At 38.3% G+C, this 16,856-nt stretch carries 19 protein-coding genes and 1 pseudogene; 10 read left to right on the top strand and 10 right to left on the bottom strand.

Features of this window, described 5'->3' with window-relative positions; genetic code table 11:
- Positions 1 to 184 precede the first annotated feature (184 nt).
- A complete protein-coding gene (gene tatA / locus LJE72_RS24915) occupies positions 185 to 397 on the top strand; it encodes a twin-arginine translocase TatA/TatE family subunit (protein ID WP_229250776.1) in 213 nt (70 codons plus the stop codon).
- Between the two features lie 73 nt (positions 398 to 470).
- On the opposite strand, the gene LJE72_RS24910 is transcribed toward tatA, so the two are convergent.
- Positions 471 to 734: a spore coat protein gene (locus tag LJE72_RS24910; protein WP_229250774.1), complete on the bottom strand. Its 264-nt coding sequence runs from the start codon at positions 732 to 734 to the stop codon at positions 471 to 473.
- 21 nt (positions 735 to 755) lie between these two features.
- On the bottom strand, positions 756 to 962 hold the full coding sequence (locus LJE72_RS24905; protein ID WP_073029579.1) for a ferritin family protein: 207 nt from the start codon (positions 960 to 962) through the stop codon (positions 756 to 758).
- Between the two features lie 190 nt (positions 963 to 1,152).
- Here LJE72_RS24905 and LJE72_RS24900 point away from each other — a divergent pair, with 190 nt between their 5' ends.
- Complete coding sequence (locus tag LJE72_RS24900; protein ID WP_229250772.1) at positions 1,153 to 2,223, top strand: tetraprenyl-beta-curcumene synthase family protein; 1,071 nt, start codon at positions 1,153 to 1,155, stop codon at positions 2,221 to 2,223.
- Positions 2,224 to 2,350: 127 nt separating this feature from the next.
- Here the strand turns inward: LJE72_RS24900 and LJE72_RS24895 are convergent, their stop codons facing one another.
- The gene (locus LJE72_RS24895; protein WP_229250770.1) at positions 2,351 to 3,343 is read right to left on the bottom strand and encodes a polyprenyl synthetase family protein; all 993 of its coding nucleotides are present in this window, start codon (positions 3,341 to 3,343) and stop codon (positions 2,351 to 2,353) included.
- A 239-nt stretch (positions 3,344 to 3,582) separates the two neighbouring features.
- On the opposite strand from LJE72_RS24895, the gene LJE72_RS24890 reads away from it, so the two are divergent.
- Positions 3,583 to 3,801, top strand: a complete 219-nt coding sequence (locus LJE72_RS24890; RefSeq protein ID WP_229250769.1) for a hypothetical protein — start codon at positions 3,583 to 3,585, stop codon at positions 3,799 to 3,801.
- A gap of 281 nt (positions 3,802 to 4,082) precedes the next feature.
- Here the strand turns inward: LJE72_RS24890 and LJE72_RS24885 are convergent, their stop codons facing one another.
- A complete protein-coding gene (locus tag LJE72_RS24885; protein WP_229250768.1) occupies positions 4,083 to 5,342 on the bottom strand; it encodes an MFS transporter in 1,260 nt (419 codons plus the stop codon).
- Positions 5,343 to 5,536: 194 nt separating this feature from the next.
- Between LJE72_RS24885 and LJE72_RS24880 the strand changes: the two genes are divergently transcribed.
- A complete protein-coding gene (locus tag LJE72_RS24880) occupies positions 5,537 to 6,094 on the top strand; it encodes a flavodoxin family protein (RefSeq protein WP_229250766.1) in 558 nt (185 codons plus the stop codon).
- Positions 6,095 to 6,173: 79 nt separating this feature from the next.
- Here the strand turns inward: LJE72_RS24880 and LJE72_RS24875 are convergent, their stop codons facing one another.
- The 3 genes from LJE72_RS24875 to LJE72_RS24865 form a co-directional block, all read right to left on the bottom strand.
- Positions 6,174 to 6,497 (bottom strand): hypothetical protein, encoded by a 324-nt coding sequence (locus tag LJE72_RS24875; RefSeq protein WP_229250764.1) that lies wholly within the window; start codon positions 6,495 to 6,497, stop codon positions 6,174 to 6,176.
- Positions 6,498 to 6,598: 101 nt separating this feature from the next.
- Positions 6,599 to 6,808, bottom strand: a complete 210-nt coding sequence (locus LJE72_RS24870; protein WP_073029572.1) for a hypothetical protein — start codon at positions 6,806 to 6,808, stop codon at positions 6,599 to 6,601.
- A 77-nt stretch (positions 6,809 to 6,885) separates the two neighbouring features.
- Positions 6,886 to 7,332: a ferritin-like domain-containing protein gene (locus tag LJE72_RS24865; protein ID WP_229250762.1), complete on the bottom strand. Its 447-nt coding sequence runs from the start codon at positions 7,330 to 7,332 to the stop codon at positions 6,886 to 6,888.
- Positions 7,333 to 7,558: 226 nt separating this feature from the next.
- On the opposite strand from LJE72_RS24865, the gene pckA reads away from it, so the two are divergent.
- A complete protein-coding gene (gene pckA / locus LJE72_RS24860) occupies positions 7,559 to 9,136 on the top strand; it encodes a phosphoenolpyruvate carboxykinase (ATP) (protein WP_229250760.1) in 1,578 nt (525 codons plus the stop codon).
- Positions 9,137 to 9,894: 758 nt separating this feature from the next.
- Here pckA and LJE72_RS24855 read toward each other — a convergent pair.
- A complete protein-coding gene (locus tag LJE72_RS24855; protein WP_229250758.1) occupies positions 9,895 to 10,398 on the bottom strand; it encodes a type II toxin-antitoxin system HicB family antitoxin in 504 nt (167 codons plus the stop codon).
- Between the two features lie 398 nt (positions 10,399 to 10,796).
- On the opposite strand from LJE72_RS24855, the gene LJE72_RS24850 reads away from it, so the two are divergent.
- The 3 genes and pseudogenes from LJE72_RS24850 to LJE72_RS24840 form a co-directional block, all read left to right on the top strand.
- A complete protein-coding gene (locus LJE72_RS24850) occupies positions 10,797 to 11,435 on the top strand; it encodes a cytochrome c3 family protein (protein WP_229250756.1) in 639 nt (212 codons plus the stop codon).
- A gap of 6 nt (positions 11,436 to 11,441) precedes the next feature.
- Positions 11,442 to 12,134 (top strand): formate dehydrogenase subunit gamma, encoded by a 693-nt coding sequence (locus tag LJE72_RS24845; protein ID WP_229250755.1) that lies wholly within the window; start codon positions 11,442 to 11,444, stop codon positions 12,132 to 12,134.
- Positions 12,135 to 12,581: 447 nt separating this feature from the next.
- A pseudogene (locus tag LJE72_RS24840) lies at positions 12,582 to 13,251 on the top strand (cation:dicarboxylate symporter family transporter); the annotation flags it as partial.
- Positions 13,252 to 13,364: 113 nt separating this feature from the next.
- On the opposite strand, the gene LJE72_RS24835 reads toward LJE72_RS24840, so the two are convergent.
- The gene (locus LJE72_RS24835; RefSeq protein ID WP_229250753.1) at positions 13,365 to 13,574 is read right to left on the bottom strand and encodes a hypothetical protein; all 210 of its coding nucleotides are present in this window, start codon (positions 13,572 to 13,574) and stop codon (positions 13,365 to 13,367) included.
- Positions 13,575 to 14,046: 472 nt separating this feature from the next.
- Between LJE72_RS24835 and LJE72_RS24830 the strand changes: the two genes are divergently transcribed.
- Both LJE72_RS24830 and LJE72_RS24825 read left to right on the top strand, forming a co-directional pair.
- Positions 14,047 to 14,727 (top strand): SGNH/GDSL hydrolase family protein, encoded by a 681-nt coding sequence (locus tag LJE72_RS24830; protein WP_229250751.1) that lies wholly within the window; start codon positions 14,047 to 14,049, stop codon positions 14,725 to 14,727.
- 214 nt (positions 14,728 to 14,941) lie between these two features.
- Positions 14,942 to 15,376, top strand: coding sequence for a hypothetical protein (locus LJE72_RS24825; protein WP_229250749.1), 435 nt, complete (start codon positions 14,942 to 14,944; stop codon positions 15,374 to 15,376).
- A 517-nt stretch (positions 15,377 to 15,893) separates the two neighbouring features.
- Here the strand turns inward: LJE72_RS24825 and LJE72_RS24820 are convergent.
- Positions 15,894 to 16,160: a hypothetical protein gene (locus tag LJE72_RS24820; protein WP_229250748.1), complete on the bottom strand. Its 267-nt coding sequence runs from the start codon at positions 16,158 to 16,160 to the stop codon at positions 15,894 to 15,896.
- Positions 16,161 to 16,856: the final 696 nt, after the last annotated feature.

Here is a 16,856-nt window from a genome sequence, read left to right as displayed (position 1 = left end):
AAAGAAAACGAATAAAAGGACTCGCATATGCGAGTCCTTTTATTCGTTTTCTTTAGTTTCCAGTGATAACATATTGCAGGTTATTCATTAATGAGGTAGGATAAATATAATGCTCGGTTTTGCAATTTAATTATGTTAAGTATATGATTAGATGATGAGTAGATAGTTTTGGAGGTGGCTGAATATGCTGACAACGTTTGGATTAATTACTCCAGTGACTGCGGGAATTGCCCTTGTAATTGCTCTGGTTATTTTTGGACCAGGGAAACTCCCGGATTTGGGAAAAGCTCTTGGAAAAGGAATTAAAGAATTCAAATCCGCCACTGATGGTGATGACAAACCCGAAGAAGTCAAAGAAGTTAAAGAAGTTAAGACTGTAAAAATCGAAAAAGAGTAATAAACACACACATAAAAAGACGGAGCAGAAGCCCCGTCTTTTTGCTTGTATCCAGAAATGGTCAATTTAAAGTTTAAAGTTGTAAGGAGTTATACTTATCTTTAGCTTTTTGAACTTCTTGGGTTTGAGCATCATTAGTCGGATACCATCCCTTTTGGTTCATTACATTATACAGGTTTTCATGAATACTATGTTCTTCCGTTAGGATATCCTTTAAGTTCTGCCTTAAATTAGCACATGTCGATTCGGTAATGAACGTGTTAATAGTAGAAGCCGTATGCTTTTCTGAAGTTAATAAATCTGTCAAAATTTCCTGTTCAGACAATGTATTTTGCATGTTTAATCCCGTCCTTTCTGTTTATTGGTGGGAATTCAAATAATTGAGTAACGTATCGTAATGCTTACGATGTTGTTGGGAAATGGAAGTGAGTTGGGAACTAATGGCTTGGTCTTGCACGGATTGAGCTGCTTGTGCAAACTTATGAACTAGCAACGCTTCTGCGCCAAGTTGGTCATTTAAAATGGTCAGGTTTTTCGCTGTTAATTCGGGATTTGAAGTATTCATGTGCATTCTCCTCTCGGTATATTTAACCCTTTATAGGATGTCACATTAAAAGCGAAGTATGTAGACTTAAATAATAAATATTACTTACATATATAGCATGAGGAATATTAAAGAGGTTTAAATGGATTGATTTGGAAACAATATTTTGGTAAGTTGGTGTTAGTTTATAAATTAAGGAGAAAATAAATATATGAATACTTCGGATGTAAGGCCCCTAAATAGCGCGAAGTTGATATATCTATACGTAACGAAGGTCTTTCCCATTGTGAAACAAGAGCTAAATAAATGGAAGCAAAAAGCTAGAGAGGCACCTGATGCACGATTGAGTCAACAAGCCTTTGAGAGTATTCGCTTAAAAGCCTTTCACTGTCAAGGGGGAAGTATTTATGCTCTTTATCCAGGTATAGATAGGGCAGAAACTATTCGATTTATCGTTGCCTATCAAACTATGAGCGATTATCTGGATAATCTTGTGGATAGTCTTGAGGTGCAAGACGAAAAAGCATTCTCACAATTGCATTTAGCAATGCAAGATGCCTTAAATCCTGAGGCGGTTCCTTCAGACTATTATTTATACTATCCTTATCGGGAGGATGGTGGGTACCTGGAACAGTTGGTCAAAGCCTGCCAAGAAAGTATACGCAAATTGCCATCACGTAAAACAGTTCAAGAGGGAGCCATTAAGTTAGCTGAGCTATATTCTTACTTGCAAACTTATAAACATTTAGCAATGGATAAACGGGAAGCGAAAATGCTGGAGTGGATTGGCCCTCATATATCGAAGGATTCTCAGATTACGGCTTGGGAATTTGCAGCTGCAACAGGGTCGACCTTAGGCATTTTCTGTCTGTATGCAGTGGCTCATCATCCCAAATTACCAATTCGACAAGTTAAGATGATTACTAGTGCCTATTTCCCCTGGATATGCGGACTCCATATCCTATTGGATTATTTCATTGATCTGCGCGAAGATCGCGAGACGAATCAGTTAAATTTCGTAGCCTATTACGATCATGCGGATATGATTTATGAGCGCATGCACTTATTTCTGGAAAACTCCCTAAAACAAGCACAGATCTTGGAGTATCCTAAGTTTCATGAAGTTGTTATTAAAGGACTTCTCGCTATGTATCTGTCCGATGAAAAGAGCATGGATGTTGACATACAGTCTATTGTGAAGAAATTATTAGACAGCAGCGGAGTAGGAGTTAAGTTGCTCTATCGCTTGTGTCGGCAACTTCGAAAAAGTAAAGTTATTTAGATTACGAGGAGTGAAAGAGTCAAATTTAAACAATCTACCACAAGGGGAGCTATTAACATATAAATTGCGAGGGATCCATTATGGCTTTGAATTGACCATAATGGATCCCTTTTATTGTCGCATGATTTTACACTCTGCGGTGTAAGATCGAATCAGCGAGATTGATCAGTGTTGTTTTATAATGGCTCGAAGGAATTGTATCCAGGCTTTCCTTGGCATGGTCAATACATTGAGTTGCAGTCAGATAGGCTTGATCGATACATCCCGTATTGATAAGAGCTTCTTTGATGCTTTGAGTGCCTTGATATGTGATTTTACGAAGTTTCATGATTTCCTTTAGCCAGCTCCCATAAATCGGTTTTTCTAAAAGATACAGTATCGGCAATGTAATATTTCCATTGACCAGATCAGCTCCAACCGGCTTACCAAGGGATTCAGTATCCCCGTTAATATCCAGGATGTCATCAGTGATCTGGTAGGCGTAACCCAGATTTAGTCCGTATTCTCTCATTAGACCCAGATGTTCTGGCTTGGCACCTGCCAGGATAGCCCCAGATTGACAGCATGCTGCCAGAAGAATTCCCGTTTTTTTAGCAATCCGATTAAAATAATCTTTCGTGTCAACCGAGCTCGAAAATTGATCATCCGCTTGATGAACTTCACCATGGCACATAGATTGAATGGCATCAACCAGAAAGGTCATACTGGTTAATAACTGTTGTTTAGAAAGGATGTTAAAGGCTTCAGCGAAGAGGTAGTCTCCGGTTAATATTGCAGCATGGTTACCATATTCCGAGACTATGGTTGGTTTTCCTCGTCGAGTAGCTGATTCATCAATAACATCGTCATGAATCAGGGAAGCCATGTGAATAAGTTCAGACGCGACAGCTGCTTCAATCATTAATGGATTTAAGGGAGCAAAACACATACCACTATAAAGGGTGAGGAGTGGTCGGATTCTTTTGCCACCGGATTGTAACAAGCTGATACAGGTTTGCCGAATGAGACCATCGGCTTTTTGGAGTACAGTCTGTAACTGATCCTCTACAAAGAGGAGTTCTGTGAATTGGAGATTGGGAATAGACGTTTCCGTATTGATATGAAGTTGTTGAATACTCATTGCATCCGCCTCTGTCCTCTTTTTCGAAATATAGTAAAAGCTTTTATATTATGTCATAAAGCGGAAGATAGGATACCTTAAGTTGAAATATATTTCTTAAATCCTTAACCGTGTAACCAACTTAATGACACCTTGGCAATATGAGTAAGATTAATTCTATGGGGAAATCTAAAAATGTTCGAGCTAAAACAGTTTGAATTAATCAGAGGAACAATAAATACATTGAGGAGGCAAATTTAATGAGTAATGAAAATGACAAAGAACATGCATCTCAATTAAATCGTCAGCCCTGGGAACCGGCAGGTGTAGTGAGTGTAATAGAAGATGATAAAACTCCAAAGTACGGTGATGATGGCGGCAAGAATGCCAAAGGCGGCATGTTAACTTTAGAGGTTAAAGAAGTCTTTCACGATAAGGGGATCATGCGAGGACTTAACAACACAAGTCCAAAACGGTAATGCTAATAGCCTAATCATGAGCTGATTAAAGTAAAAAACTCCGGCATGTGTCAAAATGATGGACACGTGCTGGAGTAAAACCGAGTATTTCACCAATATTACGGACAAAATATAGTAGTACTAGATGGCTCAGAGGTGAAAAATATGTCTAAAACAAGAATTTGGAATGATCTAATCAAACCAACAATTTTGGCCTATATAATAGCGTGCGCAATCCCAGCAAGTATTGCCGGAACATATTATATATACAGCCGGTTTTTTTAATCCGAATTGGGTTTTCATTAAGGGAGTTTTAAGGATGGCCTATTAGCTTGAATACAAATCTTAAATACTAACATCAAAAATGCAATGGAAATGAGAGTTAATGCTCCGGTAAGCCAAAAGGCCGTATGAGCCCCAAACCTATCTGCGGCAAAACCAGCAAACATGTTTCCGATTGGACTCGCCCCGGCAAAGACGAGAGAATAGACACTCATCACTCTTCCTCGATATTCATCTTTAGCATTAATCTGGAGGATAGAATTAGCCGTCGTGCTAAACCAAATATTAAAGATCCCGGTGATTATTAATAGTACCCCAGTGTAAAAATATATTTTAGTAAAGCTAATTAAGATTAAATTGATGGAAACCACCACAGCACTGCCTATCAAAACATTAGCCTTAGGTCCGGATTTGCTGTTTAGGGTTACCATTAAAGCTCCCAAAAATGACCCCACCCCTAACGCCGACATCAAGAATCCATAGACATATTCTCCTTGGTGAAGCACATTTTTCGTAAAGACTGGAATTAAGACATTGAAGTTAAAAACAAAAATTCCGATTATTAATACCATCATAAGCGTTTTAAGAAGGGGTGGCTCACCAGCAATATACTTCAACCCATTCGTTATCTCTTTAAGTATATTGTTTTCAACTTTCTTTCTTACATAAGGTGTGACCTTAATCTTGAGCAGGCTGACAAGAACCGCCATAAAGCTTAATCCATTGAGAAAAAAGCACCATTCGGGACCTAAAGAAGCCATGATTAAGGCTCCTATAGCAGGCCCAATAATCCTTGCCAAATTAAAGGTAGCAGAATTCAAAGCAATAGCGTTCATTAAATCCTGCTTGCCAGCTAATTCTATAGTAAAGGATTGTCTTGTAGGCATATCAACAGTGTTTAAAAATCCTAGTATTAAAGCCAGAATAAGAATATATTCATAGCGGACAGTATGAGTGAAGACTAGCAGAAATAAGGAGAAGGCTAAAATCATCGAAATAAATTGAGTGATCAGCAGGATGGCTCTTTTAGGATGTTTGTCAATCAGCACACCAGCAAACAACGAAAACAAAGTAATAGGTAAGAATTGAATAGCTCCTAATATGCCCACCAGCATCGGCGATCCCGTCAAAGAAAATACAAGCCATGTCTGCCCAATGCTTTGCATCCATGTTCCGATTAAAGAAACACATTGCCCGAGCCAATAAATTCGGAAATCATCATGGGTTAAGGCGGGAAATCTACGGCTTAAGATCCTTTTAACGTATATAATGATATCCATAAACATACACCTTCGTGTCACTTTAGGTTTTGTAACATGTGACTTAGTAATTATATCATAATGAATTACTGTTACTAAGACAATTTTAGAGCCTAGAATATAATTCGAGCAGATATGGCATAAAAATCCTTTCAAGGACATTGCTTTACTGATACAATAGGAAAATAAATAAGTAATGTAAGGATATGAAAATTATGAACGTGATGATTTTAACAAGCAGCCCGAATATTGATGGGTTGACTGCCGCCTGTGGAAACGCAGCTAAGGCGGGGGCAGAAGGGACAGGGGCAAAAGTCGTAATGATAAACCTAAATCAGCAACGGATTGGCAGCTGCCATGCCTGTGGCAATGGCTGGGGAACTTGCCGCAATGAACATGAATGTCAAGTAAAGGATGATTTTCAGAGTTTACATGCTTCTATGGCGGAAATGGATGCCTTTGTGTTGATAACCCCGGTTTATTGGGGAGAGATGAGTGAATCGGCGAAGTCCTTCACTGATCGGTTTAGACGGTGCGAGGCCCTGAAAAAAGAGAAGACGTTCTTCGAAGAAAAACCAGTGATAGCCGTCGCAGCAGCAGGGGGTAGCGGTAATGGAATAACGTCATGTCTCACCTCAATGGAAAGATTCCTTACTCATGTAAAAGCTGAAAGGTTTGACTTTATTGGAGTAACTCAAAAAAACAGAAGATACAAGCTGGAAACTATTCATGATGCTGTAATGGAGATGGTTTTAAAGCGAAAAGATAAGTAACACATCTAGAGAGTATGGCAAAGGCCATCACCTTGATATTTCGAGGTGATGGCCTTTTATACTTCGGAGGGCAAGAAGGCTAATTTGAAGCGTCCTGCTTCTTAAAATAATCAGAAACAGCAGTAGATTGCATTTCATCCCAGTTTTTAAATTTCGTTTTTTTCTTAATAAATACGTCAAACTCATCATTGAGGAGAGCCATAAAGTCTTCTAGACTATTTACGTTAAATTTTCCAACAGTGAGGAGCTCACCAAAATTTGCAAATTGGGTATAAGTGCTCATGAAAGAGGGTGTGAATAAATCAGTAAAGCTTACCATACCAAGTTTTTGCTCGGATTTTTCAGCGTGCTTTTCTAAGCTTTCGGTTAAACGGTCTAAATCAGATTTATTATTATCATTCATAACGTTCTTTTTCCACCTTTACTAATGTTGAGTTTGTATTAACGACTTTGAACAGCTAGATACATTATAATATAAATGACAATAGAGTAACAGTCTTTAGCTTATTCCGAGTCATTCTTGAACGGGTGTTCTTCATTATTCCAAAACGTACCACCTTGTTTAAATGCATCAGTGCTAAGAATCTCCATTTCTCCTTCGCGCAGAGCAGTATTAAAGAATTGTTCAATAGTAATACCGAGCTTAGTACATACGTAATTAAGACGTTTACGATCTTCGTCAGAAACCGGGATCACAAGATATTGAGTTTTCATTATAAATCACCTCTAATCTAGTGATTCGATAGAAAGAGAGAAAAACCTGCCTCGCGGACAGAAAAACTCTAAATGGTTTAATTAGGATGCTTTGTCATGTAATCCATAAGCCAAAGTGTGTGGAATTCTTCATCGAGCAGATAGTCCATAAGAGTATTTCGAAGCTCAGAATAATGCTTATCTCTGCTTTCTGTGATAAAAGTGCGATAGGCCTCCATGGCCTTGTTTTCCAGAGCAACACCGAGCTTGCAGGTGTTACTGGCACCGGTTAACCCTACCATATCTCCAATAAAGCCACCGGCCTTTTCAAAGACTGAACCTACAATCTTAGGCACTTCAATATTTGCCTTGTCTAACACCTGGGCAAAAAAATCAGCATGACCACTTTCGATTTGTACCATTTTTTCAAAGGCTTTAGTGTAGTATTCATTGGTTGAAGCAGTGACTTGAGATTCATAAAATGCAACTTGAAACGTTTCTAATGTGTAGAACTCTTTTAAACGAAAAATCAACTTATCATCCATCGTTATACCTCACAATTTAGTACCTCATTTTAATTTATATTTTATCAAAAATGGCTATTTTATCCCAAATAAAAAATACTTGGAAAAGCTTGGCGGTTTCTGTTAATATAACCTATAGAGTCATGATTGTTCAATGTATACAATGGTCAAATATTCCTGTGTTGGATTTCTGGTCATGGTTGGTAGGCATAATATATATTAAAGAATCTGGGAGGTTAATTAGAAGATGGATACCAGTTCCGGTGTAGGTCGCTTATTTACCATAAATCCTCCTGTCGGTAGAAACTTGCCTGTAAGCAGGCTTGTAGAAATAGCATTAAATCGGCGGGAAGGAGTACTGTCAAATACCGGTGCCCTTTGTTGTACTACCGGAAATTACACTGGCCGCTCTCCAAAGGATCGATTTATTGTTGAGGAGACTTCGGTGCGTCGTCAGATTGCTTGGGGAGAAGTCAATAAACCTATTAGCCCTGAAACATTTAATAAACTTTATCAGCGGGCACTGGCTTATTTAGAGACTAAAGAATATTTCGTGTTTGAAGGGTTTGCAGGGGCAGACAACAAATACAGTATGCCAATAAGAGTAATCAATGAATATGCCTGGCACAATATTTTTGTCCAACAGTTATTTATTAGACCTACTGCAGAACAACTGGAAAGCCATCACCCTGAATTCACTATGATATGTACGCCAGGATTAAGAGCGGATCCCGAAACAGATGGAACGAATTCCGAAGCTTATATTATTTTATCTCTTGAGAAAAAAGTCATTATCTTAGGTGGTACTGAGTACGCTGGGGAAATGAAAAAGTCGATTTTTAGTGTCCTTAATTACTTAATGCCATTCCGTAAAGTTTTGCCTATGCACTGTTCGGCTAATGTCGGAGCTAATCGAGATGTCGCACTTTTCTTTGGTCTGTCAGGCACTGGAAAAACTACTTTGTCGGCTGATCCAGACCGCAGTTTAATTGGTGATGATGAGCATGGTTGGTCCGAAAATGGAGTGTTTAATTTCGAAGGCGGTTGTTACGCTAAATGCATTGACCTGTCTCAAGAAAAAGAACCCCAAATTTGGAATGCCATTCATTTCGGGACAGTTATGGAGAATGTTATTCTGGATGCAAATTGCAGGGTGCCAAATTACAAAGACAACTCTCTTACTGAAAATACGCGGGCTGGTTATCCTGTAAATTATATAGATAACGCTTTAATACCTAGTCTAGCCGGCCATCCGCGAGTGGTTGTTTTTTTGACCGCCGATGCCTTTGGGGTATTACCGCCGATTGCAAAGCTAACCAAAGAACAAGCCATGTATCATTTTCTATCCGGCTATACATCAAAGCTTGCCGGTACGGAATTAGGAATCCAAGAACCTCAAGTCACATTTTCAACTTGTTTTGGAGAACCCTTTTTGCCATTAAGCCCGGGCGTTTATGCGGAAATGTTAGGAAATCGTATTGAACAGCATCAGTCTAAGGTTTATCTGGTAAATACCGGCTGGACCGGCGGCCCTTATGGAATTGGAAAACGTCTGAATCTAACGTTTACCAGAGCTATGATAACAGCTGCTTTAAATGGAGACTTGGAGAAAGTTGCTTATCGTCCCGATCCGGTCTTTAGTATTCTAGTACCGGAAGCGGTAAAAGGAGTACCTGATGAAATTTTAACTCCGCGCAATACTTGGGAAGACAGTGAGGCTTATGACAAAACGGCAAACTCTCTCGCAGAGAGCTTTCGTCAGAATTTCCAAAGATTTGATGACGTTTCAGCTGATATTCGTTCCGCTGGGCCCGACATCAAATAAAATTGAAATGGGTTTAAAATGTTAAAATTACTTAAAGAACTTTCAAGTAGTAATATTATAGTAATATACAAAAAATACGGACAGCATTTGCTGTCCGTATTTTTTGTATAAAAGTTATTCTGGTTGCCCATTCTGTTCCAGGTTAATGTAATAATCGTTAGTTTTCGATAACGACCGTCAGAAAACAAGCCCCAAATACGTTATTACTATATATAGAAGAATTTGGGGGGGATTTTATATGAGCGGACTGGACTTTTTGCTTACATCCATTTGTTTCTTCGTTTTGGGCTATGGGTTATGCTACATTACTATTTCATGTCACAGTGAACTTCATACGCGAGATGAGCACATAGAAGATTCCTCACAAATTCTACACAAATAGGTCACGGAAATTCAACATATATAGATTATATTAATATAGAACCTTAAAAAAATTAGGAAGGGAGATGTTTAAACCATGAAATTGATTATCACCTTACTCTTAATCGGTATGATACCCTCGTTTTTAAGAATGCTTCCAACGAATGAATACTCAGACTGATATGATGTCAATACATGAGTTAATTCCCGTTTATTAACGTTGATATAAGCTTCTTCAAAAAAGAGCAATTGCCTGGAATCTTGCTGGGGAAGCTATCAGAATAAGGTTTTAATAAATATTTGAATTACTTAGAGAGAAAATAATCCCTGAAAGCTGAGCTTTCAGGGATTATTTTTATATCCTTTATATTTTATGCTAGAGAGCAACCTGAAGAGTCTTAGGCCGTTTCCTCACTTCCATTCCATTTATCCTTCCAGCCATCCCATTTGGGGGCAGACGCCAGTTGTTTTTTCATTGATTTGCACTGTATAGTCCAAGGTCCGATACAAAGAGTAGGAATTTGTAAAGATAAATGAGTTATCATAATCCCTAAGTGTCTTCTAAATGCCTTACTCCCCCTGTCCTCTACAACATCAAATTCCTCAATAATTCCTAACACTTCGTTTATATTAGAACAAATTGACCCATTGGCCTTATTTTTATGTGATACAAAATAACCTATCACATCACAGTCGTTCTGCTCTTCTTCTTCCTCCGCCGGCTCCTCTTCTCTGAATTGAAGTCCATTAATGATATCAAGGGCGTCTCTCAATTCTTCGGCTCTTTGTATTACCTCCATAAGATCATTGCCTTGTGTTATACAACCTTTAACTCCGATTATTTCAGCCAACCAAAGTCCTTCTTCATTAAGTGGGCTTGCTATAAGGGTGCAATTTTTCATTGCGGCTAACCTCCAAAAAGAAATTTACGGTTAACACTTCAAGATGTTAGCTGGAAATACCTCCCATGAAAAAAATACTTATCGCCCTATTCCGACTGATCAAGCCTTATTTATATTGGGTTTTATTCTGTTGGACATTTTTCACTGGCATTAGAATATTCTCGATTATGTAATTTATGGGAAAAGAGATTAAAATAAACCTCAGAATAATAGGTTAAAACCTACTGAAGAAACTTCAGAAGAAATTATGGCTAATAATCCAATTGCCGCTAGATAACAAGGGCATGAATTGAATTCCCATTTCAAACAGATCTGCAGGTATACTACAGGTCTGTTTGCGTTATAATAACTTCGCTAATGGCAAAAAAATCTATTTAGTTAAAAAAGAGGTGCGGTGAATGTCCGAACAGAATAAATGGTGGTTATGGCGGGTATTGAGCACGATAGTCCTTTTACTTTTGGGTGTGCTTGCATCTGCAACTGTAGCACAAGCCCAAGACAATTGTCGCCAATGCCATGGGGACGAAAATTCTAGGATTGAGAGTTCGGTGCACGGCTTTTTAAGTTGTACGAGTTGCCATACTGATATATCAGGGTATCCACATCCTGAAGGAGCCTCACTTGATAAAAAAGAGAGCGTTGCAACCTGTACAAGCTGTCATAAAGGTCTGGTAACGGATAGCTATGCAAGAAGCTTCCATGGCAAAGCTATTCACTTTGGCAGTGAAAAGTCGGCAAGCTGCGCGGATTGCCACGGTGCCCACGATATTTTAGGACAAGATAACCCCAATTCTAAAGTCGCCAAGGAAAACATTCCAGAAACCTGCGCCGGCTGTCACGGTGAGGCATCACCCGGCTTTTCGGAGGGTGAAGAGCATTTCGAGTTGACGCCTGCCGGATCGGGAGCGCCTATGTACTATACAGGCAAGTTTTTCATCTGGCTGACCCTTATAATCATTACTGCACTGGTTATCCATATAGAGTTGCAACTGTACCATAACCTGCGTACAATTCTCAAGGAACGAAAAAGGAGGTGACAATCAGTGGAAAAGAAGCATGTCTTTCAACGTTTTGATCTCCATCTTCGTATCCAGCATATTGGGATGTTTACCAGCTTTATCGTTTTAACAATTACGGGATTGCCCATTAAGTTTGAGCAAAACGTTGTATCCCAATGGATCGTTTCGATATTCGGCGGTTTTGATAACTTGTTTGCCGTTCATTTGTTTGCGGGAGCAGTTATGCTGGTGGATTTTGTTTATCACTTGCTTTACTTGGTAATTTATCCCATGGTGACCAAGAGACTATCCCTGGCAATATTGCCAAAGGGCAAAGATTTTTTCGATGTGATTCACGATGTACAGTATTTAGTAGGGCTAAAAAAAGATCCGCCTAAATTTGATCGTTACACATATAAAGAAAAGTTCGACTACTGGGCAGTATTTTGGGGCATGGCTATCATGGGAGGGTCGGGCTTAATGATGTGGTTTCCGCAGATTTTTACCCAGTTTATGCCGCGGTGGGTCATTGATTCAGCAAGATATGCCCACACTGATGAAGCAATCTTGGCTATTAGCGCTATTTTCATTTGGCACTTTTTCAACTCCCACTTCAGCCCCAGGTTTTTCCCAATGAATCATGTATGGTACAGAGGGACAATGACTAGAGAAGAAATGGAAGAAGATCATCCATTGGAGTTGGAAAGACTTGATAACGAAAGCGAAGCATCCGGTTAGGACAGGACAGAAGGAGGGCCGATATGTCACAATATTACAAGTACAGAAAAAGCCTGCCACTGACCATATTTCAGATGGTAATTTATCCAATTGCGCTTGTATTAATTCTTATCTGGGGATTTCATTACATTTAAATGTTAAATGCCTAGCTCTATTGCCCTGCTATAGTGCTAGGCGGGAGATACAGGAGATGCTCAATCCCTTCAATAATAAGAGGGAAAAATAAATTAAAGGGGAAGATCATTAATAAAGCAGCCGATTTTGGCTGCTTTATTAATGATAGTTGGTTAATTGTTAGGAATCATTTAGTTAATGAACGTTGAAGTATCGAGTAATCTTTTAAATAACGAAGAGAACTCAGATGTATCCATGTCGACTTAGGCATAATATCAACGGACCATGTTAAAAGGCACCTAGGGAAGTCCCTATGAGTTGAGGTATGTGATTATGAGTAATCTAATGAACAAGTGGAATCAATTGAGCCTTGTAAAACAAATAATTATAGGTTTTCGCCTTAGCCCTAACGATCCCAGAAGTAGCAAAGCCGATCAGGATTTTTGGTGTATTATTTGTAGGTGCTTTGAAAGCAATTGCACCAATGATGGTCTTCTTCTTAGTCATGTCAGCCATCTCTCAACATAAGAGCGGTCATCAGACCAATATGAAGCCCATTATCTTCCTCTATTTATTAGGGACATTTGTGTCCGCACTTGTAGCGGTTGTTGCAAGCTTTATGTTTCCGGTAACCTTAACATTTGCTGAGGGCGCAGAGAATGTCACTCCTCCCGGCGGTGTAGTAGAGGTCCTCAAAGCATTACTGATAAATGTTGTTGATAACCCGGTAAAAGCACTTTTTAATGCCAACTATATCCGTATATTGTCTTGGGCATTGATTCTTGGCTTTGCTTTGAAAAATGCGCCGGATTCTACAAAAACGATTATTTCACATTTTTCCGAAGCCTTAACAAAAATAGTAAGGTGGTTTATAAAATTTGCACCGTTAGGTATCATGGGTCTCGTATTTGATTCAATTGCTACAAGTGGAATCAAAGTCTTACTTAGCTATGGCCAATTACTTGCAGTTCTGATTGGATGTATGGTTTTTATAGCGGCGCTTAACTCCTCAACAGACGCACTTTTCACAGCAACGGCAGAATTTGCTAAGTTACGTAAAGAAGGAAAAGAAATCGTTATTTAGTATAGAAGTCTTATAAAAAATCGACCGTATTCTTACGGTCGGACGTGAGATGAACCCCTATTAAAAGTTTTAGATTTCTTTATGATTTTACTTTCGCTTATATTTAATGGACCATATTTCTCCCAATCGTCAGGTGTCATTTTTCGAGTGATGCAATCGCCTACCAAAGAAGGAGACTCTTCTTTTTCACCCAACATCTGAGCGGTTAGTAAAGTGCCAAATTTGCTTGCTTTTATATACATTGCTCATAAAACCCCTTTCAACTTTTTCCTACAGTTTACAAGAGAAAGGATAATATGAGCATATGTCGTTAGTCATATTTGAATAGGACTTTACGCACGAAATTCTTATTAACCTAAGGAGTGACTTCCAATCTCCTTCAATTATAAAGGCTGATTGGCAGGTTCTCTGACTAATACTCTCAATGTAATTACCTCCTAGATTTGCTTAACCACATGATCAGGAAGGCAATTCTATAAGAATCTAAGTGTGTAATCCAATTTCTTAAAAAAGGATAACCCCTGTTTTCAGCGGTTAATGAATAATAATTAATGCTTATATAATAATTTTCCTACATGAAATGGATTTTTGAAGATATAATTAGGAAACAAGTAAAAGACTATGCCGGACGGATTAATTAGTAACACTTTGAACGTAGAGATAAAGTAATAAAATAAGGGGTAGTATCTGGAATGAAGAAAGAGAGTAAGATCCATGAAGAAGCTAATTATATTTTTGTTATCAGCAACACTGTTGTTAGCTATGGCCACTCCAACAGCTACTGAAGTTTATACCTTAACGGGTATTAGCAAGCTAAAAAGCGGTACAGTCAACGCCGTGATCCTTGGAGACTCAATTGCAGTCAGTCAAGGGGCTTCGGATCCTGCGACAACCGGATGGAATTCTGAGCTTAAAGCATCTTTATCCGACAAATACTCTAATGACATAGTCTGGAACAACAAGGCTTCTTCAGGACATCTCATAGATTATAGCTTAACGAGAGCAACAGAGATAGTAAATACTACAGATGCTGTCTTTATTTGCACAGGAAGAATAGATAGAAATTTTGACACGCCAGATCAGTTCAGTGAAAAATATACACAGTTAATCTATGATATTAAAACAAAAGCGCCTGAGGCAGATATATTTTGCATCGTTGAACCTCCAATGGTTTCTGCAGACGAATCATTATTTTTAGGTATTAGGACAACCATTATTAATGTATCTGCTGAGACTGGATCGCACTTATTAGATGTATGGAGCGCATTTCCACAAGATCAAGTTACCTTAACAGAATATTTAATAGATGGACTTCATCCAAATGACAAGGGATATAAGCTAATGTCAAGCTACATCTTTAATCAATTAGTTACAGTGCTAAACACAGTCAAGTGAATTAACCCCGCAATAGACATGGTAGGCGCTTGCCACATTTTCTTATGGAAATGTGGCTTAATTGAGGATGAGGGAATATAAGTCACTGATCAAATGAGAGGAGGAACAGGATTTGGATTTCATAAGAAGGAGAAGTCTTTTTATACTGGGCGGTTTTCGACATGTTTTTGGACAAGCGTATGTAATAATCATATAAAAAAGGGAGTTGAAAACTGTGGCTCGTATTACTACGTTTATATATTCTCAAGAACACTTAAATGAAATGAATCCTAATGGACCGAGAGTTCATCTGATTAATCCGTTGAATGTTTTAACCCCTCCATTTATTCCTAGTCAATTTTCGTTTGTAATTGGCGTTGGTATTATTGATCTTGATACTAGCGTAGAGCATTGCATTAAGTATAAGTTTATTGGGCCTAAGCCAGACTCACTGGTGATCGTTGATTCTGGGGACAATATTATAATTCCACCTCAACCTAATATCAATAATTTGCCTCAAGAATTACGGGGCGTCTTCTTTGACATGAATTTAAGGAACACAGTCTTAGGTAGTAATGGAGAATATAGATCCGAAGTATACCTTGATGGTATTCTTTTGGGCGAGTTCCCAATTAACGTTTGGGGGTTGAAAAATCTTAGCGAGGATTAGTACTACGTATGTTACTTTTACAAATGTAACTAAGTTCCGTTGATTTATGTTCTTGAAGAAATATAATCAATTAGTTTAGAAAGAAGGCCTAGGTATTTATACCTAGGCTAAACTGTTACAGGTTTATTAAGTTGGGCGATTTCGGTGGGATGGGAGGATTAGGCGGTCTTTGGAGGATTGCTAACAGTTCCCATATGATAATCAACAATAGGATAATAATTGTGATTAATGCAATTAGAATCATACACCTCACTCCTCTATTTTAGATTCTCTGAGATTGAGATGGTTCCTTGTGTATTCTATTCAGCATGTCTGTTGGATGCTATTGGAAGAATGAAAGTAGGCGCACTGGCATAATAAATATACTCCCCTAAAGGCAGAAAGGTTTAATAATAAAACCTGCTGCCAAAAGGGGAGCATATCACGAGGGTCATGAGCTTTGCTTATTGTAAGTTTCAGTAACGATATTAACTGTTCAGGAAGTTATAAGAATGATAGTTGCTAACGTCCAGACTTATTAAGTAATTATATAACGCTTCCATGGAATTCTGTGGGGATCTACCTTTGCAAGAAATTTGACGATATCTTTTCGCCCATAGTAAGCAGGTTTTCCTTCCGCGTTTTCGCCCATCAAGATGATGGGCATTCCAGGAAAAATATGACGATAAGCATCTCTTGCTGCTTGAGTTTCAACGCTGCTCTTGATTATATGAGGTTTAACCACCACAATAGCAAAAGTAATATCTTGTTCCTTAACAACGGCACCATCGATTTGATAACTCATAATATCACCCCCTTAATGAAAAAAGATTTGGTGTTTTGTGTCCAACTAACAAAATTCGACATAAAAAGAAAAACCCCTGTTAATTGAAAATATTTAAAGAGGTTGTTAACCTAGTAGCCTATGATTACTTAAACATGCCTACTCTTTAAAACGCAGATTCTATGATGCATTTTCTGTTTAGGTTTATATATTGTTTAGTGGTGCAGGTCTAGCATGTCCAAGTTCATCATGGATAAATCATAGATAGGCCTGATTTTTATAATATTGCTTTATGCATCCATAACCATGGAGAAATTAAAAGTAAATAATGCAACTATAAACGCCAAAAATTCTAAGAGTCATAAAAAAATTCTACGTCATCTCCCCATATATAGGATCCAATAAGATGAGAAGGCTTTTGTTATATACTATTTTAATCAGCATGTCCGATGAATGTTCGTTGATTGACCGATTCATCGTCCCGATTGATGGAGATTTGACGTGACAAGTGCGGAGGATATGGTTGCATATCATACACAGGAAAGATGCTTTGAGAGCCGGATTTAATAGAGCTTGAAAAATTATCCCTTTTATACTGCAAGGATTTAATATAGAATGTGAGTATAAGGTTTAAATAATCAGCACAAATTATTTTAAGATAACAAGGAGAAGAAAATGGGAAAAACAATAGCTGAGAAAATATTTGACGCCCACAGG

The sequence above is a fragment of the Desulfosporosinus shakirovi genome (genome assembly GCF_020595055.1).
In the GTDB taxonomy this organism is placed as follows: domain Bacteria; phylum Bacillota; class Desulfitobacteriia; order Desulfitobacteriales; family Desulfitobacteriaceae; genus Desulfosporosinus; species Desulfosporosinus shakirovi.
This window is presented reverse-complemented; position numbering and strand designations above follow the sequence as displayed.